Below are 15,429 nucleotides of genomic sequence, written 5' to 3'. Positions count from 1 at the left end.
GGCCTCCTGGCGCTCGGCTCGATTCCGGTCTTTGTCGGACTTGCGGTGGTGATGCCGATCCTCGGCCACGCAACCTGGCACCTGTACCGGCGCGCCGTCGATTAAGCTGGGGCGCGGCGCGCGCTCTCGCCTCCGGACGCGCTCCGGGCTAGGCCGGGGCCCGGGACCCCTGCCCACCCGCCGCCGGAGACGCCGTGGCCGACCGCCCCGATTACGATGTGGCGATCCTGGGCGGCGGCCTCGCCGGCCTGAGTCTCGCGGTCCGGCTGGCCGAACTCCCGGATCTGCGCACGCTGATCCTCGAACCCCGCACCGGCTACGCGCGGGACCGGACCTGGTCGTCCTGGCGGCTCCTGCATCACCCGTTCGCGGAGGCCGTCACCGCGTCCTGGGCGCATTGGGAGATCAGGCACCGCGACACGGGCGGGCGCGCGGGTACCGTGCGGCAGACCAGCGCCGCGATGCCTTACCAGATGATCCCGTCCGACCGGCTCTGGCAGGTGGCCGAGGCCCGGCTTCGCACGGCGCCGCAGATCGAGCTCGCCCTCGGGCGACGAGCGCTGGCGCTTCAGGAAGCGACCGACCGGGTCGCGATCACCACCGAGAGCGGCACGGTAACGGCCGGTCTCGTGTTCGACAGCCGGCCGCCGGAGGGCGGCCCCGGCGACCTGGTGCAGCGCTTTGTGGGCCAGGAGGTGGCGACCGCCGGTCCCGTCTTCGATCCGGGCTGCGCCACCCTGATGGATTTCACGGTCCCGCAGCTGCCGGGCGTGGTGCATTTCCTCTACGTCCTGCCGACCTCACCGCATGAGGCGCTGGTCGAGGACACCTGGTTCGCGCCCGCCGGGGCGGCGCTGCCGGACAGCCGGGCCACGATCCGGAGTTACCTGGCCGAGCGCTACGGCGTGGCCGACTACCGGGTCGGGTTCGAGGAACAGGGGGCCATTCCGATGAGCCCGGACCTGCAGGCACCCCGAACAACCGGCCGCGTGATTCCCATCGGGGCTGCCGGGGGGGCTCTGAAACCCTCCTCCGGCTACGGCTTCCTGACCATCCAGCGCATGGCCGACGAACTGGCTGCGGGGCTGGCCGCGGGACGCCGCCCCGCCCCGTTCCAGCCTCGCGGCCGGACCGCCCAGTGGATGGACCGCGTGTTCTTGTTCGCGTTGCAGCAGAGGCCCGACCTCGCCCCCGACCTGTTCGCCAGCCTCTTCGCGCAGTGCCGGCCCGAACCGCTGATCCGCTTTCTGCACGATGTCGGCGGTCCGGCCGACGTGGCCCGCGTGGTGGCCGCCATGCCGAAGCGGCCCATGATCGCGGCTGCCGCCGGGATGCTGTGGCGCCGCACCGCTTCGCCGTGAGGCTTGGATCGGCGTCGGATTCGCGCCATCGTGAGCCGCTGGAGGGGCGGGGAACCGCCCAGGCGCGGCCGCAAGCCGCCGAACAGGAGGGGCGATGCCGGTCACGGCGGATCTGCACGGCAGAACGGTTCTGATCACGGGCGCGGCGTCGGGCATCGGGCTCGCGGCCGCGACGCTGTTTGCGCGCTGCGGCGCCCGGGTCGCCCTGAACTACCTGGCCGAGGACGTCCGCGGGCCGGAGGCGGTGGAGCGGCTTCGCGGCGAGGGGCTGGACGTGGTCGCCGCCCCCGGCAACGCGGCGCTGCCCGGCGAGGCGGAGGACACGGTTCAGGAGGCCATCGGGGCGCTCGGGCGGCTCGATTACCTGATCAACAATGCCGGCATGACCGGCACGGTGGAGCCGATCCCGTTCCCCGAACTCGACCGGATGACCGAGGATTTCTGGTCCACCATCCTGTCCACCAACCTGGTCGGGCCGTTCCGCTGCAGCCGCGCCGCGGTGCCGGCGCTCAGGGAGGCACGGGGCGCCATCGTGATGACGGGCTCCGTCGCCGGGCTCGGCCGCCGCGGCTCCAGTATCGCCTACGCGGCGTCCAAGGCCGGCCTGCTCAACCTGACCCGCGGCCTGGCCCGGGCGCTCGCACCCGACATCCGGGTGAATGCGGTGGCCCCGGGGCTGATCGATACGCCGCTGACCGGCGCCTGGTCCGAGGACCGCAAGCGGCAGACGCGCGAACGCACGCTGCTGGCCCGCCTCGGCCGGGCCGAGGAGGTCGCCGAGGCGATGCTCTTCCTGGCCGCGGGCGCGAGCTACACGACGGGCGAGGTGGTGGTGGTGGACGGGGGGGCGAATTGAGCCCCCGCCGACGCCGGGGAGTCGCCCGCCCGGGCGCGGGGAACCTACCGTGATCGACCTCCACACCTGGACCACGCCGAACGGCCGCAAGGTCTCGATCGCGCTCGAGGAACTCGGGCTGCCCTACCGGGCGCACGCGGTGGATATCGGCAAGGACGAACAGTTCCGGCCCGAGTTCCTGGCGATCGCGCCGAACAACCGCATCCCGGCCATCGTGGACAGCGACACCGGCCTGACGCTGATGGAATCGGGCGCCATCCTGATCTACCTCGCGGACAAGACGGGCCGGCTCCTCGCCCGTGAGGGCGAGGCGCGCTACCGGGCCCTGGAATGGGTCATGTGGCAGATGGGCGGCCTCGGCCCCATGCTCGGCCAAGCGCACCACTTCCTGCGAGCCAAGCCCGGCGCCGCGCCCTATGCCGAGGAGCGTTACGTGGCGGAGGCGAAGCGCCTCTACGGCGTGCTCGACCGCCGGCTCGCCGGGCGGGATTTCATCACCGGCGAGTACTCCATCGCCGACATCGCCTGCTGGCCCTGGGTGTCGCGCTACGAGTGGCACAGGGCCGACATCGCGGCCTTTCCGAACGTGCTGCGCTGGTACCGGGCCATCGCGGCCCGGCCGGCCGTGCAGCGCGGCTATCAGGTCCCCAAGCCGGCCGGCGAGATCCCCATGCCGGCCTGACCCCCGAGGAGGCCCCCATGCAGGGCAGTTCCGCGCCGTGCCACCAGCCCTGTTCGGGCCACGAGGCCTGTTCACCGCAGCCGCCCGGGAGCCAGGGAGGCCCATTGCCGGCGCGGGGCCTCACCCGCCGGGGCGCGGCGGGATGGCTCGGCGGGGCGCTCCTGACGCTCGGGGGCCGGCCAGCCGCGGCCGAGACGCGCTGGCGCATGGCCACGGAATACCCGGCCAGCGCGATGCCCGGCGAGGGCATCGCGACCTTTGCCGGCCGTGTGCGCGAGCTCTCGGGCGGCGAACTCGCGGTCGAGCCGGTCTTCGACGCCAAGGCGGGGTTCCGGTCGGCCGAGATCCTGGCCACCATCGCCGAGCGCCGGATCGAGGCCGGCGACGCCTTCGCGGGGGCCCTGACCGGGCTGCACCCCCTGTTCGGGCTCTCCTCGCTGCCCTTCGTGGTGCGGTCGCTGGAGGACGCGCGCCGCCTCGCCGATCTCGCCCGCCCGGCCTACCGGGACGCCTTTGCCGAGCGCGGGCAGGTCCTGCTCTACACCACGCCCTGGCCGCCGACCGGGCTCTGGACCAAGGCGCCCCTGACCTCCGTCGCGGCGCTGCGGGCGCTGTCCATCCGGGCCTATGACGCCACCTCGGCGGACGTGCTGCTCCGGGCCGGCGCCCGGGCCCAAAACATCTCCTTTGCGGACGCCATGGCCCGGCTGAAGGACGGCAGCGTCGATGCGGTGCTGTCGTCCGGCGATGGTGGCGCGGGCCGCAATCTCTGGGAGTTTCTGCCCCACTTCACCGAGATCAACTACGCGATCCCGCTCTCCCTGGCGGTCCTGGACGGGCGCGTCCATGCCGGCCTGCCGGACGGCCTGCGGACCCATGTCGACCGGGCTGCGGCCGAGACGGAGGCGCGACAGTGGCAGGCGCTGCGCACGCGGCTCGACGAGAACTATGCCCGCATGCGGCAGAACGGCGTCACCATCCGGACGGAGGTGGATCCACCGCTGGTGGCTCTGCTGCGCTGGGCCGCCGAGGCCACGGTCGCCGAATGGCGCACCAAGGCCGGACCGGCCGCGGTGGCCATCCTCGACGCCGCCGCGCCGCGCTGAGGGACGGCGCCGTGGCCTCCCTCCGCACCGCCGACCTCCTTCGCCTGATCGAGACCGGGCTGCCGGCCGGGACGCCGCCCGCCCGCGTGGTCGTGGTGGGGGCCGGCATGGCGGGCCTGGTGGCGGCGCGCCATCTGGTCGCCGCTGGCCACGACGTCACCGTGATCGAGGCGCGCCAGCGCGTCGGCGGGCGCGTCCGCACCCTGCGCGAGCCTTTTACGCACGGGCTCTATGCGGAGGCGGGCGCCATGCGGATCCCGCGCGCCCACAAGCTCACCATGGCCTATGTCGAGCTGTTCGGGCTGCCGGTCGCGCCCTTCACCATGAACAACCCGGAGGGGTTCTACTATCTGCACGGCCGCAAGTGCCGCATCCGCGAGGCCGAGATCGATGCGGACCTGCTCGGCTTCGATTGCGCGCCGGGGGAAAAGGGCCGCACCGCCCTGGCGCATTGGACCGCCGTCATCCAGCCCTTCGCCGCCCAGGTCGAGCAGGAGGGCGACGACGTGTGGGACCGGATCTCGCTCGACTACGACAAATATTCGACGCGCGAGTTCCTGGAGGCCAACAACTGGTCGGAGGGCCTGATCGAGACCTTCGGCCTCCTGGCCTCCCAGGAAGCCGTGATGGGCATGTCCTTCCTGGAGCTGCTGCGGGAGGAGGTCGGCCAGTACTATGTCGACATGGTCGAGATCACCGGCGGCATGGACCGGCTGCCGCGCGCCTTTGTGCCCGAGCTCGGCTCCCGGATCCGGTTCGGGGCCAAGATGTTCGCCATCGAGCACGACGACGCGGGCGTCGCCATCCACTACCAGACCGCCGGCGGCCGCTTTGCCGTGCGGGGCGACTACGCGGTGGTCACCGTGCCGTTTCCGGTGCTGCGCCACATCGAGATCACGCGCCCGCTCAGCTTCGCCAAGCAGCGCGCCATCCGCCAGCTCCATTACGATGCCTCGGCCAAGGTGCTGCTGCAGTTCAACCGCCGCTTCTGGGAGGAGGATGACGGTATCCGGGGCGGCGGCTCGGTCACGGACCTGCCGATCCGCAACGTGTACTACCCCGATCACGGCCAGGAGACGGGCCGCGGCATCGTGCTGGCCAGCTACACATGGGCCGACGACGCGCAGCGCTGGGGCTCACTCGCCGAGCACGACCGCGTCATCCAGGCGATCGAGAACCTGAGTCAAATCCACCCGCAGGCGCCGCGCGAATTCGAGTGCGGCGCGTCCAAGATGTGGCACGACGACGAATTCGCCGGCGGCGCCTTCGCCCTGTTCGAGCCCGGCCAGCAGACGAGCCTCTTCCCACACACGATCGCCCCCGAAGGTCGGCTCCACTTCGCGGGCGAACACGCCTCGCGGCACCACGCCTGGATCCAGGGCGCGATCGAATCCGGGCTCAGGGCCGCCCAGGAGGTGCACGAGGCGGCCGGACGGGCGCCGGGGTAAGGGCGGGCTCGGCGTCCGGATCGGCCAATCCGGCACGGCCCTTCGGGTGTGCAACGGCGGCGGCCAGACGGTCGGCCGTGGAGACTGTCGACCCGAGGCACGGACCCGCAGCGAACATTTGACCAGCGCTGGAGAGAGCTTCGTCGGACTTGCCGCGCTACGAGGCCATCACCGAATCCGAGGACGATGACCCATGCCGCCGTCGTCGTCGTGGCCAAGCTTGGTCACGGGGATCCGGCATAGATTTAACCGTACGGTAACACACGACTTCGCTCTACTCGGGTCTGAAGGCGAATCCGTTTTTCGCATTCCCACAAAGCCTCGTTTCAAAGACCAGGAGTTCAACCATGGCGACGCGCAAAAGCGTGGCAGATGACCTGCACGACGAGAGCTCGGCCGCGTATCAGCGCGGGATGGCCGAAATGCATAGGCAGCTCGGCCCAATGTCGGATGCCTATATCGAACGGATCAAGCGGTTGTCGCCCGAATTCGCCTGGGTGAACGTGACCTTCCCGTTCGGTGAACTCTACACACGCGACGTCGTTGACATGAAGACGCGCGAGCTTTGCACGGTTGCAGCACTCACCGTGCAGGGCTTCTCCATCCCGGAACTCAAGATCCATATCGACGCGGCGCTGCGCAGCGGCGCCTCTCGGGCCGAGATCGTTGAGATCATCACCCAGATGATCGCCTATTGCGGCTTTCCCGCCGCCACCAACGCGCTGTTGACCGCGGAGGCAGTGTTCGCTGTGCACGATGCTCCGAAGACAAAGCCGAAACCGGCTCGGCGAACAGGAGCGAAGGCATGAGCGACGCCCAGAACGGAGCGCAGCTGGTGGTCCGCCATCTCGAGGCGCAGGGCGTCGAATATGTCTTTGCAATTCCCGGGGCCAAGATCGATCCGGTGTTCGACGCCCTGCGCGATTCCAGCATCAAGACGATCGTCTGCCGCCATGAGCAGAACGCCGCCTTCATCGCGGGCGGCCTCGGGCGCATCACCGGCAAGGCCGGCGTTGTCCTGGTCACGTCAGGCCCGGGATGTTCCAACCTGGTGACCGGCCTCGCCACCGCGAACACCGAGGGCGACCCGATCGTCGCCCTCGGCGGCGCCGCGCCCGTCGCCCAGCGTTTGAAGCAGACGCACCAGAGCATGGACACGGTCGCAATGTGCCGACCAGTGACGAAGTTCGCCGCCGAGATCGATGCCGCAGGTGCGGTGTCCGAGGTGTTGGCCAATGCGTTTCGGGCCGCCGAGACAGGTCGGCCAGGGGCCGCTTTCGTCAGCCTGCCCAAGGACATCATGCTGGCAGGGGCGCCAGGGAGGATCCTGGCGCCGATCAAACCGATCCGGCTTGGCCCTGCGGATGCGGCGGGGATCGCGGCGGCGGCGCGCCTGATCGACGCGGCGGAGCGGCCCGTCGTGCTGCTTGGCATGCTGGCCAGCCGAGCCAGCGCCACGGCGGCCGTGCGGGAGCTGTTCGCCAAGGCGAAAATGGCCGTCGCCAGCACGTTCCAGGGGGCGGGCGTCGTGCCGCGCGAGCAGCTCGCTTGCTTCGGTGGACGGGTTGGCTTGTTTCACAATCAGCCTGCCGACCGCCTGCTGGACGGTGCCGACCTGATCGTCACCATCGGGTTCGACCCCGTCGAGTACGATCCCGCATTGTGGAATCGTGACCGGACCCGAACGCTGATCCATATCGACGTCCTGCCGGCGGATATCGACAGCGACTACCGGCCCGACCTTGAGCTTGTGGGCGATATCGCCGCCACGTTGCAGGCCCTGACCGCGCATGTGAGGGCCCGTTCCAGCATCGGCCAGGCCGAATTGCTGGCCGACATCGCTCGCGAACGCGAAGATCTCGCCACCCAGGCTGCGAAGCAGACCGGCATGCCGGTTCATCCGCTCCGGCTGGTGCATGAGCTGCAAGGGTTGCTCGACGAGGATACGACCCTGTGCTCCGACATGGGATCGTTCCACATCTGGATGGCGCGCCATCTGGTCGTTCACCGGCCGCGGCAGATCATGATCTCGAACGGCCAGCAAACCCTCGGTGTCGCGCTGCCGTGGGCGATTGCGGCCTGCCTCGCCGATCCGACAAGCAAGGTTCTCTCGGTGTCGGGAGACGGCGGCTTTCTGTTCTCCGCAGCCGAGCTCGAGACCGCCGTTCGGCTGAAATGCAACTTCGTACATCTCGTCTGGATCGACGGCGCGTACAACATGGTCCAGATGCAACAAATGGCGGCCTACGGCCGGGATTCTGGCATTCATTTCGGGCCCGTCGACGTCGTGAAGTTCGCCGAGTCGATGGGCGCACGCGGGTTCTACATCGAATCACCGGACCAGATCGCACCGGTGCTGCGCGCGGCGCGGGCTGTCGGCGGGCCGGTGCTTGTGGGCGTGCCGGTCGATTATCGCGACAATGCCAGCCTCATGGCCGCCCTACACCCGAGCGTGCTGCATTAGCTGTCGACACGTTCGGGATGGCCGTCCGGCGGTCCGGAACAGGGGTGTAACCGAGACGTTCACGACCGAGGTCGACACCGCCAAGCGGGCGCAGAAATTCCTGTTCCGGGGGGACATGGTGCTGCGCAAGCGCACGGCCACCCCGTGAGGTCAGGAGAGGCGCCCGGTCGGGCGCCCCTCCGGCCGGCTATTCGGCGGCCTGCCGGAACGAGCCGCGGGCGAGTTCGGTCAGGGCGTTGTCCGGAACCGGCTCGATCGGGGCAAAGTCCGTATGGGCGATGAATTCCGGTCGCGTTGGCTTGCGGATGTGGTTCGAGACCGCGTTCAGCGTCAGATAGACGATCTTGCGCGGGTAGGGCGTGATGTTGCCGGCGGAGCCATGCACCAGGTTGCCATGGAACAGCAGCACGCCGCCCGCCTTGCCGGTCGGCGCCACGATGCCGCCCTGCTCGACGAGTTTCGACACGGTGTCATTGTCCAGCGTCCAGAGCGGGTAGGACGTCGTCTCGCGGTCGTGCCCGGCCTCCAGATCGCCGGCGTTCTGGCTGCGCGGCACCAGCATCAGCGCGCCGTTGATCGGCATGACCTCGTCCAGGAACACCGAGATGTTCATGGCCCGCGGCTCCGGCATGCCGTCGTCGCGCTTCCAGGTGCCGTAATCCTGGTGCCACTGCCACACGTCGCCGGTGAAGGCCGACTTCGCGTTGATCTTGAACTGGTGCATGTAGAGCTTCTCACCGAAGATCTGCTCGACGGGCTCGACCAGCCGGGGATGCGAACCGAGGCAGCGAAAGGCCTCGTTGTAGGTGTGGGCCGCAAAGGCGATGCGGGGCGCGCCATTCTTCTCGCGCCACACCTCCGGGCGATGCTCCGCGTAGATGCCCTCGGCCTCCCGCTTCAGCAATGCCACCTCTTCGGGCGTGAACACCTCGGGCAGGAACAGCCAGCCCTCGCGGTGAAAGTCGTCGATCTGCGTCTGGGTCAGTCTCATCGTCTTCTCCTCCCTGTGTGGTGGCCTGTTGGGTGGCCCGGTGCGGTGGCGGCGTGGGCGCTTCAGGCCGCGCGTGCGGTCGCCTCCAGCCGGTCCTGGGCCCTTCGGGCGGCCGCCCGAACGTGGTGGCGGGCCGCCGCCTCGGCCGCGGCAGACTCGCCGGCGAGAACGTGGCGCGCGATCTCGGCGTGCTCGCTCCAGAGCGTGCCCCGGTCCTCGGTGGCGTCCAGCATGGAGGCCATGGCCCGGCCGAGATGCGGCCAGTAGGGGCCGACCATCTCCTCGAAAGCCGGATTGCCGGAGAGCCGGTACACGGCCCGATGAAACTCGATGTCGAGCCGGATCATGGCCGGCATAGCGGTCGTGGCCGGATCGGCCGCGAGCCCGGCCTCGAGGGCGCTCGACAGCTCGGCCCGTCCCGCCGCGTCGCTGCCCGCCCGGTTCGCCGCGAGCCGGGCCGCCAGCGCGTCGAGCGCCGCCCGGATCTCGTACAGGTGGGCGATCCGGGCCGGGTCGATCCGGACGACCCGGAAGCCCTTGCGGCCGTGGTCCTCGACCAACCCCTGCCGCTTCAAGAGATGCAGCGCGTGGCTGACCGGCTGGCGCGACACCCCGAGACGCTCGGCGATCTCGCTCTGCCGGACGCGGCTGCCCGGCTCCAGCGTGCAATCCGCGATGGCGTCGCGCAGGGCGCCGTAGACGCGGTCGATCAGGATCGGATTGGAGTCGAGCGCGATCACAGCAAGCTCGCATTCGGAATTCCAAATTCGGTAGCCGCCGCGCGGGCCGGGGTCAAGCGGCCAGACGCGGCCGGCCCTCGACACCCCTGCTTCCGCGACCTAAGAGGCTGCCGCTCTCTCGCTCGTTCACAGGATCGCCATGCAGCCGCAGCCGTTCAGGGTCGGAATCGCCGGCCTCGGCACGGTCGGGGCCGCCGTGCTGGACATCCTGGCGCGGCGGGACAACCAGCTCGCGGACCGGGCCGGCCGGGCCATTCGGGTGACGGCGGTCTCGGCGCGGGACCGCGCGCGCGACCGTGGCCACGATCTCGGCCGCTACCGGTGGTATGACGACCCGGTGGCGCTGGCGGCTTCGAGCGAGGTCGATTGCGTGGTGGAGCTGATCGGCGGCGAGGGCGGCACGGCCAAGGCGGTGGTCGAAGCGGCGCTCGGCGGCGGCAAGCACGTGGTGACGGCCAACAAGGCGCTGCTCGCCCGGCACGGCATGGCCCTGGCCAGGACGGCCGAGGCGGCCGGGCTGGCGCTCGCCTTCGAGGCTTCGGCCGCCGGCGGCATCCCGGTCGTCAAGACGCTGCGCGAGGGCCTGTCCGGCAACAGCGTGTCGCGCCTCTACGGAATCCTCAACGGCACCTGCAATTACATCCTGTCCCGGATGGAGAGCGAAGGCTGCTCCTTCGCCGAATGCCTCGCGGCGGCGCAGCGGCTCGGCTATGCCGAGGCCGACCCGACCTTCGACATCGAGGGCTTCGACACCGCCCACAAGCTCGCGCTGCTGACCTCGCTGGCTTTCGGGGTCGAGATCGACGCGGACGCGATCTATGTCGAGGGCATCTCCACGATCACGCCGCTCGACCTTGCCATGGCGGCCGAACTCGGCTTCCGGATCAAGCTGCTCGGGGTGGCCGAGCGGGTCGGCCAGGACGGCGGCATCGAGCAGCGGGTGCATCCGACCATGGTGCCCCTCTCGTCTGCCATCGCGCAGGTGATGGGGGTCACCAACGCCGTGACGATCGATGCCGACGCAGTCGGAGAGCTCACCCTCATCGGCCCGGGCGCGGGCGGCCGCGCGACGGCCTCGGCCGTGGTGGCCGACATCGCCGACCTCGCCGCCGGCATCGTTGGCCCGCCGTTCGGCCGGCCCGCGGCGCGGCTGGAGCGGGCGGAACGCGCGCCGATGCAACGCCACGAGGGCGGCTATTACATCCGGCTCACGGTGCACGACCGGCCGGGCGTCGCGGCCGGCGTCGCGACCCGCATGGCAGCCGCCAACATCTCGATCGAGTCGATCATCCAGAAACGCCCGCCCGGTGCCGGTCGCGACAAGCACGGCCGGTCCGGCGAGCCGGTGCCGCTGGTGCTCATCACCTATGCGGCGACGGAGAGCGCCATCCGGGGGGCTCTCGAGGCGATCGCCGGGGACGGCCTCGTCTCCGAGCCGCCGCAGGTGATCCGCATCGAGCGGGACTGACGCAGACACGAGGGATCGGGAACGCATGCCAGAGAACATCGTCGTCAAGCCGAGCCAGGTGATTGAGCGCATCCTGACGCTCGAACTCGTGCGCGTAACCGAGCGTGCGGCCGTTGCGGCCTCGCGGCTTCGCGGCCGCGGCCAGGAAAAGGCGGCCGACCAGGCCGCCGTGGACGCCATGCGGCGCGAGCTCAACACCCTGCCCATCGACGGCACGGTGGTGATCGGGGAGGGCGAGCGCGACGAGGCTCCGATGCTGTTCATCGGCGAGCGCGTCGGCACCGGCTCGGGACCCAGGGTCGACATCGCGGTCGACCCCCTCGAAGGCACGACCCTGTGCGCCAAGGACATGCCGGGCTCCATCGCCGTGATGGCGATGGCCGAAGGCGGCACCCTGCTGGCCGCGCCCGACGTCTACATGGACAAGATCGCCATCGGCCCGGGCTACCCCAAGGGCGTGGTCGATCTCGACCGGACGCCCGAGGAGAACGTGCGGGCGCTCGCCGCCGCCAAGGGCGTGGCGCCGAATGAGATCACCGTGCTGGTGATGGACCGGCCCCGGCACGTGGAGCTGATCGCCAAGCTGCGGGCCCTTGGCTGCCCGATCCGCCTCATCACCGACGGCGACATCATGGGCGTGATCTACACGACCATGCCGGGCGAGAGCGGCGTCGATATGTATCTCGGCATCGGGGCAGCCCCCGAGGGCGTCATCGCAGCCGGGGCGCTGCGCTGCATTGGCGGCCAGATGCAGGGCCGCTTGATCCTCGACACGCCGGAGAAGCGCGAGCGCGCCCGCACCATGGGCGTCGCCGATCCGGACAAGAAGTACGAGCTCCAGGAGCTCGCGCGCGGCGACGTCGTGGTGGCCGCCACGGGCGTCACGGACGGGCCGCTCCTGCACGGTGTGCGCTTCAAGGGCGAGACGATCGAGACCGAGACGCTGGTGTGGCGGTCCTCCACCGGCACGGTCCGGCGCATCGCGGCGGAGCACCGCGAGATGGGCAAGTTCCACCTCGAGCGCTGATCGGGCCCGGTCAGGAGGCGAGCGCCGCCCCGGCCGCCAGGACGACGCGGCTGCGGCCGCTCTGCTTGGCTTCGAGCAGCGCGGAATTCGCGGCCTCGATCAGTTCGGGGCCGCTGTTGCCGTCTTCGGGAAAGAACGCCACGCCTACGCTGGCGCCGATGCGGATCTCTCCGGCGCCGGAGGAGAACGGGGCCTGCATGGCGCGACTGAGCCGGCGCGCCAGGAGTTCGGCGTCCGACACCGGCCCGCAGGCGCCCTGGACAATGACGAACTCGTCGCCGCCGAACCGGGCCACGAGGTCGCCGGGCCGCAACAAGGTCGAGAGCCGGTCCGCCACGGCCCGCAGGAGATTGTCGCCTGCGAAGTGACCCAGCCGGTCGTTCACGGCCTTGAACCCGTCGAGGTCGAGGAAGTGCACCGCGAGATGGCCCCCGTCGCGGGTGACGCGCCGCAACTCGGCGTGGAGCCGCTCCTGCAGCTGCAGCCGGTTTGGCAGGCCCGTCAGGTGGTCGTGCCGGGCGAGGCCGGCGAGATGGCGGCGGAGCTCAAGCTCGGCCACGAGGGTGCGGCAGATATAGGCCACGGTCTCGAAGCTCGCCATCGCGAACACGGCCATCACGAGGCCGACCAGGATCGCCGGGGTCGAGCCGCTGAGCAGAAAGACCGACGCCAGGGGTCCGGCGGCCAGGACCACGGAGCCGATCGGGATCCAGGGGCGGGCCGAGGTGCGCGCCACCACGCCCGAACAGTAACCGAACACCAGAGCCACCAGCAGCATCTGCCCGTGGGGATCCGTGAGTTCGGCCGCTCGGGCGGTGAAGAGGCCGAGCGCAGCCGCGAAGGCCAGGCAGCCGACCCCATAGACGCGCTCCGAACGCAGCAGCGTCTGGTCGGCCAGCGGCGCGCGCCGGGCGGCGCGCCGCGCGGCCGCGATGCCGCCAATGCGGAGCACCGCGACCCCGATTCCGACGCCGTAGAGAAGCCACAGCCCAGTGTCGCCGGCGCTGGACGCCACCGCCGCGCCGATCAGGCCGAACACCCCGGACATGATCACGACAGGGAGCAGATTGTCGAACAGCCGCAGCACCAGTTCGGCACGGAGATCGGACGACAGCCGCTCGCTTCTGGCCCTCCCGGGGGGGCTATCACTCATGACGTAGGAGCCGCTCTGCTCTGGGGGCAGCATCCTACGGCGCGTCCGTAAACAGCTTGGGTGCAAAATTCGACGAATCGCAAGTTTGACGAGCCTGAGCACCGGGCCTTCATGGTATGCTGCCGTGTCGTGGGCGACGGCAGGCCGGGAGAGAGCGGGATGCGGTTCGAACTGCACAAGGACGCTGCCGGCGATTGGCGCTGGCGGTTGCGGGCCACCAACGGCAACGTCGTGGCCGATTCCGCGGAAGGCTATCGCAACCGCGAGGATTGCGAGCGCGGCATTGCGCTGGTCAAATCGTCGGCCAGCGCGCCGACCGTGGACATGTCGGCCAAGCACGCCGGCGCCGCGTCCAGGCCGAGCGCCTGACCGGGCGTGTCCGGCTTCGCGCCCCGGATCGGCCGGGAGGAGTTCAAGCGGCTCGCGCCCGGGGTGGCCGCCGCCCTCGCGGCGCTGGGCGAGGCAGCGAGCCAGGCGGGGCTCGATCCGGCCCTGCTCGAACTCGTCAAGCTGCGGGCGTCGCAGATCAATGGCTGCGCCTTCTGCATCCAGTACCACCTGACGGCCGCCCGAGCGCTGCGGATCCCGCGCGAAAAGCTCGACCTCCTGGCCGTCTGGCAGGAGGTCGGGCTGTTCTCCGAGCAGGAACGGGCGGCGCTCGGCTGGACCGAAACCCTGACCGAGGTCACGCTCGGGGTGACGGACGAGGATTACGAGGAGGCGAGGGCGCATTTCTCGGCGGTGCAACTCGCGCATCTGTCCGGGGCCATCGCCCTGATCAACGGCTGGAACCGGATCGCCGCGGGCTTCCGCTTCGCGCCGGAGCCGCCCGGCCCGAGGGCCGTGACGTGAGGGACGTGCGGGTGCGGCCGCTCGGGCCGCAGGACCGGGCGGCCTGGGAGCCGCTCTGGGCCGGCTACCTGGAGTTCTACGGCACGGCCGTGCCGGCCGCGACCACCGACCTGACCTGGGCGCGCCTGCTCGATCCGGCCGAGCCGATGCACGGTCTCTGCGCCGCCGGGGGCGAGGGCGGGCCCCTCCTCGGCATGGTCCATTTCATTTTCCACCGGTCCACCTGGACGCCGGGCGATTACTGCTACCTCCAGGACCTGTTCACGGCGGAGACCGCCCGCGGACGCGGGGTCGGCCGCGCCCTGATCGAGGCCGTGTACGGCCGCGCCAGGGAGGCGGGTGCGAGCCGGGTCTATTGGCTGACGCAGGCCGGCAACGCGACCGCGCGGGCGCTCTACGACCGCGTCGCCGACCACCCGGGCTTCACGGTCTACCGCAAGCTGTTCTGACCGGGCGCGTCCTGCGCGGCGGCGCTGTCGGCGGGTTCTGGCCGAAACACCACCGGGCCCGTCCCGAGCGGCCGGCGGAGGACCTCGGCGTTGCCGGGATCACGCGCAACAAACAGCTCCTGCCGCCGCTGCACCTGGTCGGCGAAGGCCCGGAGGACCGGATCGCTTCCGGGCCTCGCCTCGGCCTCGGGCTCCGCTCCGGCCGGCGCCGGCGCGGCTGGCCGCAACGGCCGGGCCGGCCCGTCGCGACCCTCCCGGCGGCCGTGCCGGATGAAATGGGTCAGCGGGTCGATCCCGGCCGCGGCGACGTCCGGGTAGCGGGCCAGGTAATCCGCGCCGTCAAAGGTCGGGCCCGGCCTCGCCCCCGCCCGCCATCCGGACGCGAGGTAGTGCAGCACCGCCGCTCCGGGCGGCCCGCCGGCGCCGGGCTGCGCGGGGGGCGCGAGGCGGGACATGTACCAGGCGGAGTCGAACAGGGCGTTGGGGCGACGCCCCTCTGCCATGCCGACGCGCAGAAAATGGTCGGCCGGCGCCAAGTCCGAGTGGCCGACGTCCGGATAGGCCTGAAGGTACCAGTCCTCGTCCACGAGCGCCCTGACGGCCTCGGCGGTGGCGGCCGGCAGCGCAGGCCCGGCCCGCAGCCGAAAGCGCAGGCGAGACCACAGCTCGAGCAGTGGCGAGCCGGCCGGCCAGCCCCCCGGCAGCCGCACGCCGAGTCCCGTCAGGAGCCAGCGCCGCAGGCCCCTCAGCCCTGGCCGGACGGCCTCCGGCCGGGCGCCGCTGTCGCCGGAGGGCGCGCAAACCTGGGCGGCGGAGGGGGGGACGGCCGCCG

15 protein-coding genes and 1 pseudogene are annotated in these 15,429 nt (G+C 70.9%); 12 read left to right on the top strand and 4 right to left on the bottom strand.

Going from position 1 to position 15,429, the window contains the following annotated elements:
* Positions 1-194: 194 nt before the first annotated feature.
* The 7 genes from JWR86_RS07835 (at position 195) to alsS (ending at position 7,917) form a co-directional block, all read left to right on the top strand.
* Entirely contained in the window at positions 195-1,361 is a 1,167-nt protein-coding gene (locus JWR86_RS07835) for a lycopene cyclase family protein (RefSeq protein WP_299563225.1), read from the top strand.
* Positions 1,362-1,455: 94 nt separating this feature from the next.
* On the top strand, positions 1,456-2,217 hold the full coding sequence (locus tag JWR86_RS07830; protein ID WP_299563222.1) for an SDR family oxidoreductase: 762 nt from the start codon (positions 1,456-1,458) through the stop codon (positions 2,215-2,217).
* Between the two features lie 49 nt (positions 2,218-2,266).
* On the top strand, positions 2,267-2,899 hold the full coding sequence (locus tag JWR86_RS07825) for a glutathione S-transferase N-terminal domain-containing protein (protein WP_299563219.1): 633 nt from the start codon (positions 2,267-2,269) through the stop codon (positions 2,897-2,899).
* Between the two features lie 104 nt (positions 2,900-3,003).
* A complete protein-coding gene (locus JWR86_RS07820) occupies positions 3,004-4,005 on the top strand; it encodes a TRAP transporter substrate-binding protein (protein ID WP_299563216.1) in 1,002 nt (333 codons plus the stop codon).
* Between the two features lie 11 nt (positions 4,006-4,016).
* A complete protein-coding gene (locus tag JWR86_RS07815; protein ID WP_299563213.1) occupies positions 4,017-5,453 on the top strand; it encodes a flavin monoamine oxidase family protein in 1,437 nt (478 codons plus the stop codon).
* A 347-nt stretch (positions 5,454-5,800) separates the two neighbouring features.
* Positions 5,801-6,262, top strand: a complete 462-nt coding sequence (locus tag JWR86_RS07810; RefSeq protein WP_299563210.1) for a carboxymuconolactone decarboxylase family protein — start codon at positions 5,801-5,803, stop codon at positions 6,260-6,262.
* Entirely contained in the window at positions 6,259-7,917 is a 1,659-nt protein-coding gene (alsS, locus tag JWR86_RS07805; RefSeq protein ID WP_299563207.1) for an acetolactate synthase AlsS, read from the top strand. The genes JWR86_RS07810 and alsS overlap by 4 nt, the downstream gene beginning before the upstream one ends.
* A gap of 187 nt (positions 7,918-8,104) precedes the next feature.
* Here alsS and JWR86_RS07800 read toward each other — a convergent pair whose 3' ends face one another.
* Positions 8,105-8,908 (bottom strand): phytanoyl-CoA dioxygenase family protein, encoded by an 804-nt coding sequence (locus tag JWR86_RS07800; protein WP_299563204.1) that lies wholly within the window; start codon positions 8,906-8,908, stop codon positions 8,105-8,107.
* Between the two features lie 62 nt (positions 8,909-8,970).
* Positions 8,971-9,648, bottom strand: a complete 678-nt coding sequence (locus JWR86_RS07795) for a GntR family transcriptional regulator (RefSeq protein WP_299563201.1) — start codon at positions 9,646-9,648, stop codon at positions 8,971-8,973.
* A 139-nt stretch (positions 9,649-9,787) separates the two neighbouring features.
* Here JWR86_RS07795 and JWR86_RS07790 point away from each other — a divergent pair, with 139 nt between their 5' ends.
* Positions 9,788-11,116, top strand: coding sequence for a homoserine dehydrogenase (locus JWR86_RS07790; RefSeq protein ID WP_299563198.1), 1,329 nt, complete (start codon positions 9,788-9,790; stop codon positions 11,114-11,116).
* A 25-nt stretch (positions 11,117-11,141) separates the two neighbouring features.
* The gene (gene glpX, locus JWR86_RS07785) at positions 11,142-12,143 is read left to right on the top strand and encodes a class II fructose-bisphosphatase (protein WP_299563195.1); all 1,002 of its coding nucleotides are present in this window, start codon (positions 11,142-11,144) and stop codon (positions 12,141-12,143) included.
* Between the two features lie 10 nt (positions 12,144-12,153).
* Here the strand turns inward: glpX and JWR86_RS07780 are convergent, their stop codons facing one another.
* The gene (locus tag JWR86_RS07780) at positions 12,154-13,296 is read right to left on the bottom strand and encodes a GGDEF domain-containing protein (RefSeq protein ID WP_299563192.1); all 1,143 of its coding nucleotides are present in this window, start codon (positions 13,294-13,296) and stop codon (positions 12,154-12,156) included.
* A gap of 159 nt (positions 13,297-13,455) precedes the next feature.
* Between JWR86_RS07780 and JWR86_RS07775 the strand changes: the two genes are divergently transcribed.
* Genes JWR86_RS07775 through JWR86_RS07765 form a run of 3 tightly spaced genes read left to right on the top strand, consistent with a single transcriptional unit; the run spans position 13,456 to position 14,597 of the window.
* On the top strand, positions 13,456-13,665 hold the full coding sequence (locus tag JWR86_RS07775; protein ID WP_299563189.1) for a DUF1508 domain-containing protein: 210 nt from the start codon (positions 13,456-13,458) through the stop codon (positions 13,663-13,665).
* 6 nt (positions 13,666-13,671) lie between these two features.
* Positions 13,672-14,148 (top strand): carboxymuconolactone decarboxylase family protein, encoded by a 477-nt coding sequence (locus tag JWR86_RS07770; RefSeq protein WP_299563186.1) that lies wholly within the window; start codon positions 13,672-13,674, stop codon positions 14,146-14,148.
* The gene (locus JWR86_RS07765) at positions 14,145-14,597 is read left to right on the top strand and encodes a GNAT family N-acetyltransferase (RefSeq protein WP_299563183.1); all 453 of its coding nucleotides are present in this window, start codon (positions 14,145-14,147) and stop codon (positions 14,595-14,597) included. Before JWR86_RS07770 ends, JWR86_RS07765 begins: the two co-directional genes overlap by 4 nt.
* Here the strand turns inward: JWR86_RS07765 and JWR86_RS07760 are convergent.
* Positions 14,579-15,429, bottom strand: a pseudogene (locus JWR86_RS07760) (hypothetical protein); the annotation flags it as partial. The gene JWR86_RS07765 and the pseudogene JWR86_RS07760 sit on opposite strands and share 19 nt — an antisense overlap.

The organism is Enterovirga sp. (genome assembly GCF_028290205.1).
In the GTDB taxonomy this organism is placed as follows: domain Bacteria; phylum Pseudomonadota; class Alphaproteobacteria; order Rhizobiales; family Beijerinckiaceae; genus Enterovirga.
Note: the sequence above shows the minus strand (reverse complement) of the source record. Positions and strands in the feature narration are given on the sequence as shown.

Coding starts and splice junctions, on each gene's coding strand:
- JWR86_RS07830 (WP_299563222.1), top strand. CDS start 1,456: ATGCCGGTCACGGCGGATCTGCACGGCAGAACGGTTCTGATCACGGGC.
- JWR86_RS07810 (WP_299563210.1), top strand. CDS start 5,801: ATGGCGACGCGCAAAAGCGTGGCAGATGACCTGCACGACGAGAGCTCG.
- alsS (WP_299563207.1), top strand. CDS start 6,259: ATGAGCGACGCCCAGAACGGAGCGCAGCTGGTGGTCCGCCATCTCGAG.
- JWR86_RS07800 (WP_299563204.1), bottom strand. CDS start 8,908: ATGAGACTGACCCAGACGCAGATCGACGACTTTCACCGCGAGGGCTGG.
- JWR86_RS07790 (WP_299563198.1), top strand. CDS start 9,788: ATGCAGCCGCAGCCGTTCAGGGTCGGAATCGCCGGCCTCGGCACGGTC.
- glpX (WP_299563195.1), top strand. CDS start 11,142: ATGCCAGAGAACATCGTCGTCAAGCCGAGCCAGGTGATTGAGCGCATC.
- JWR86_RS07780 (WP_299563192.1), bottom strand. CDS start 13,296: ATGAGTGATAGCCCCCCCGGGAGGGCCAGAAGCGAGCGGCTGTCGTCC.
- JWR86_RS07775 (WP_299563189.1), top strand. CDS start 13,456: ATGCGGTTCGAACTGCACAAGGACGCTGCCGGCGATTGGCGCTGGCGG.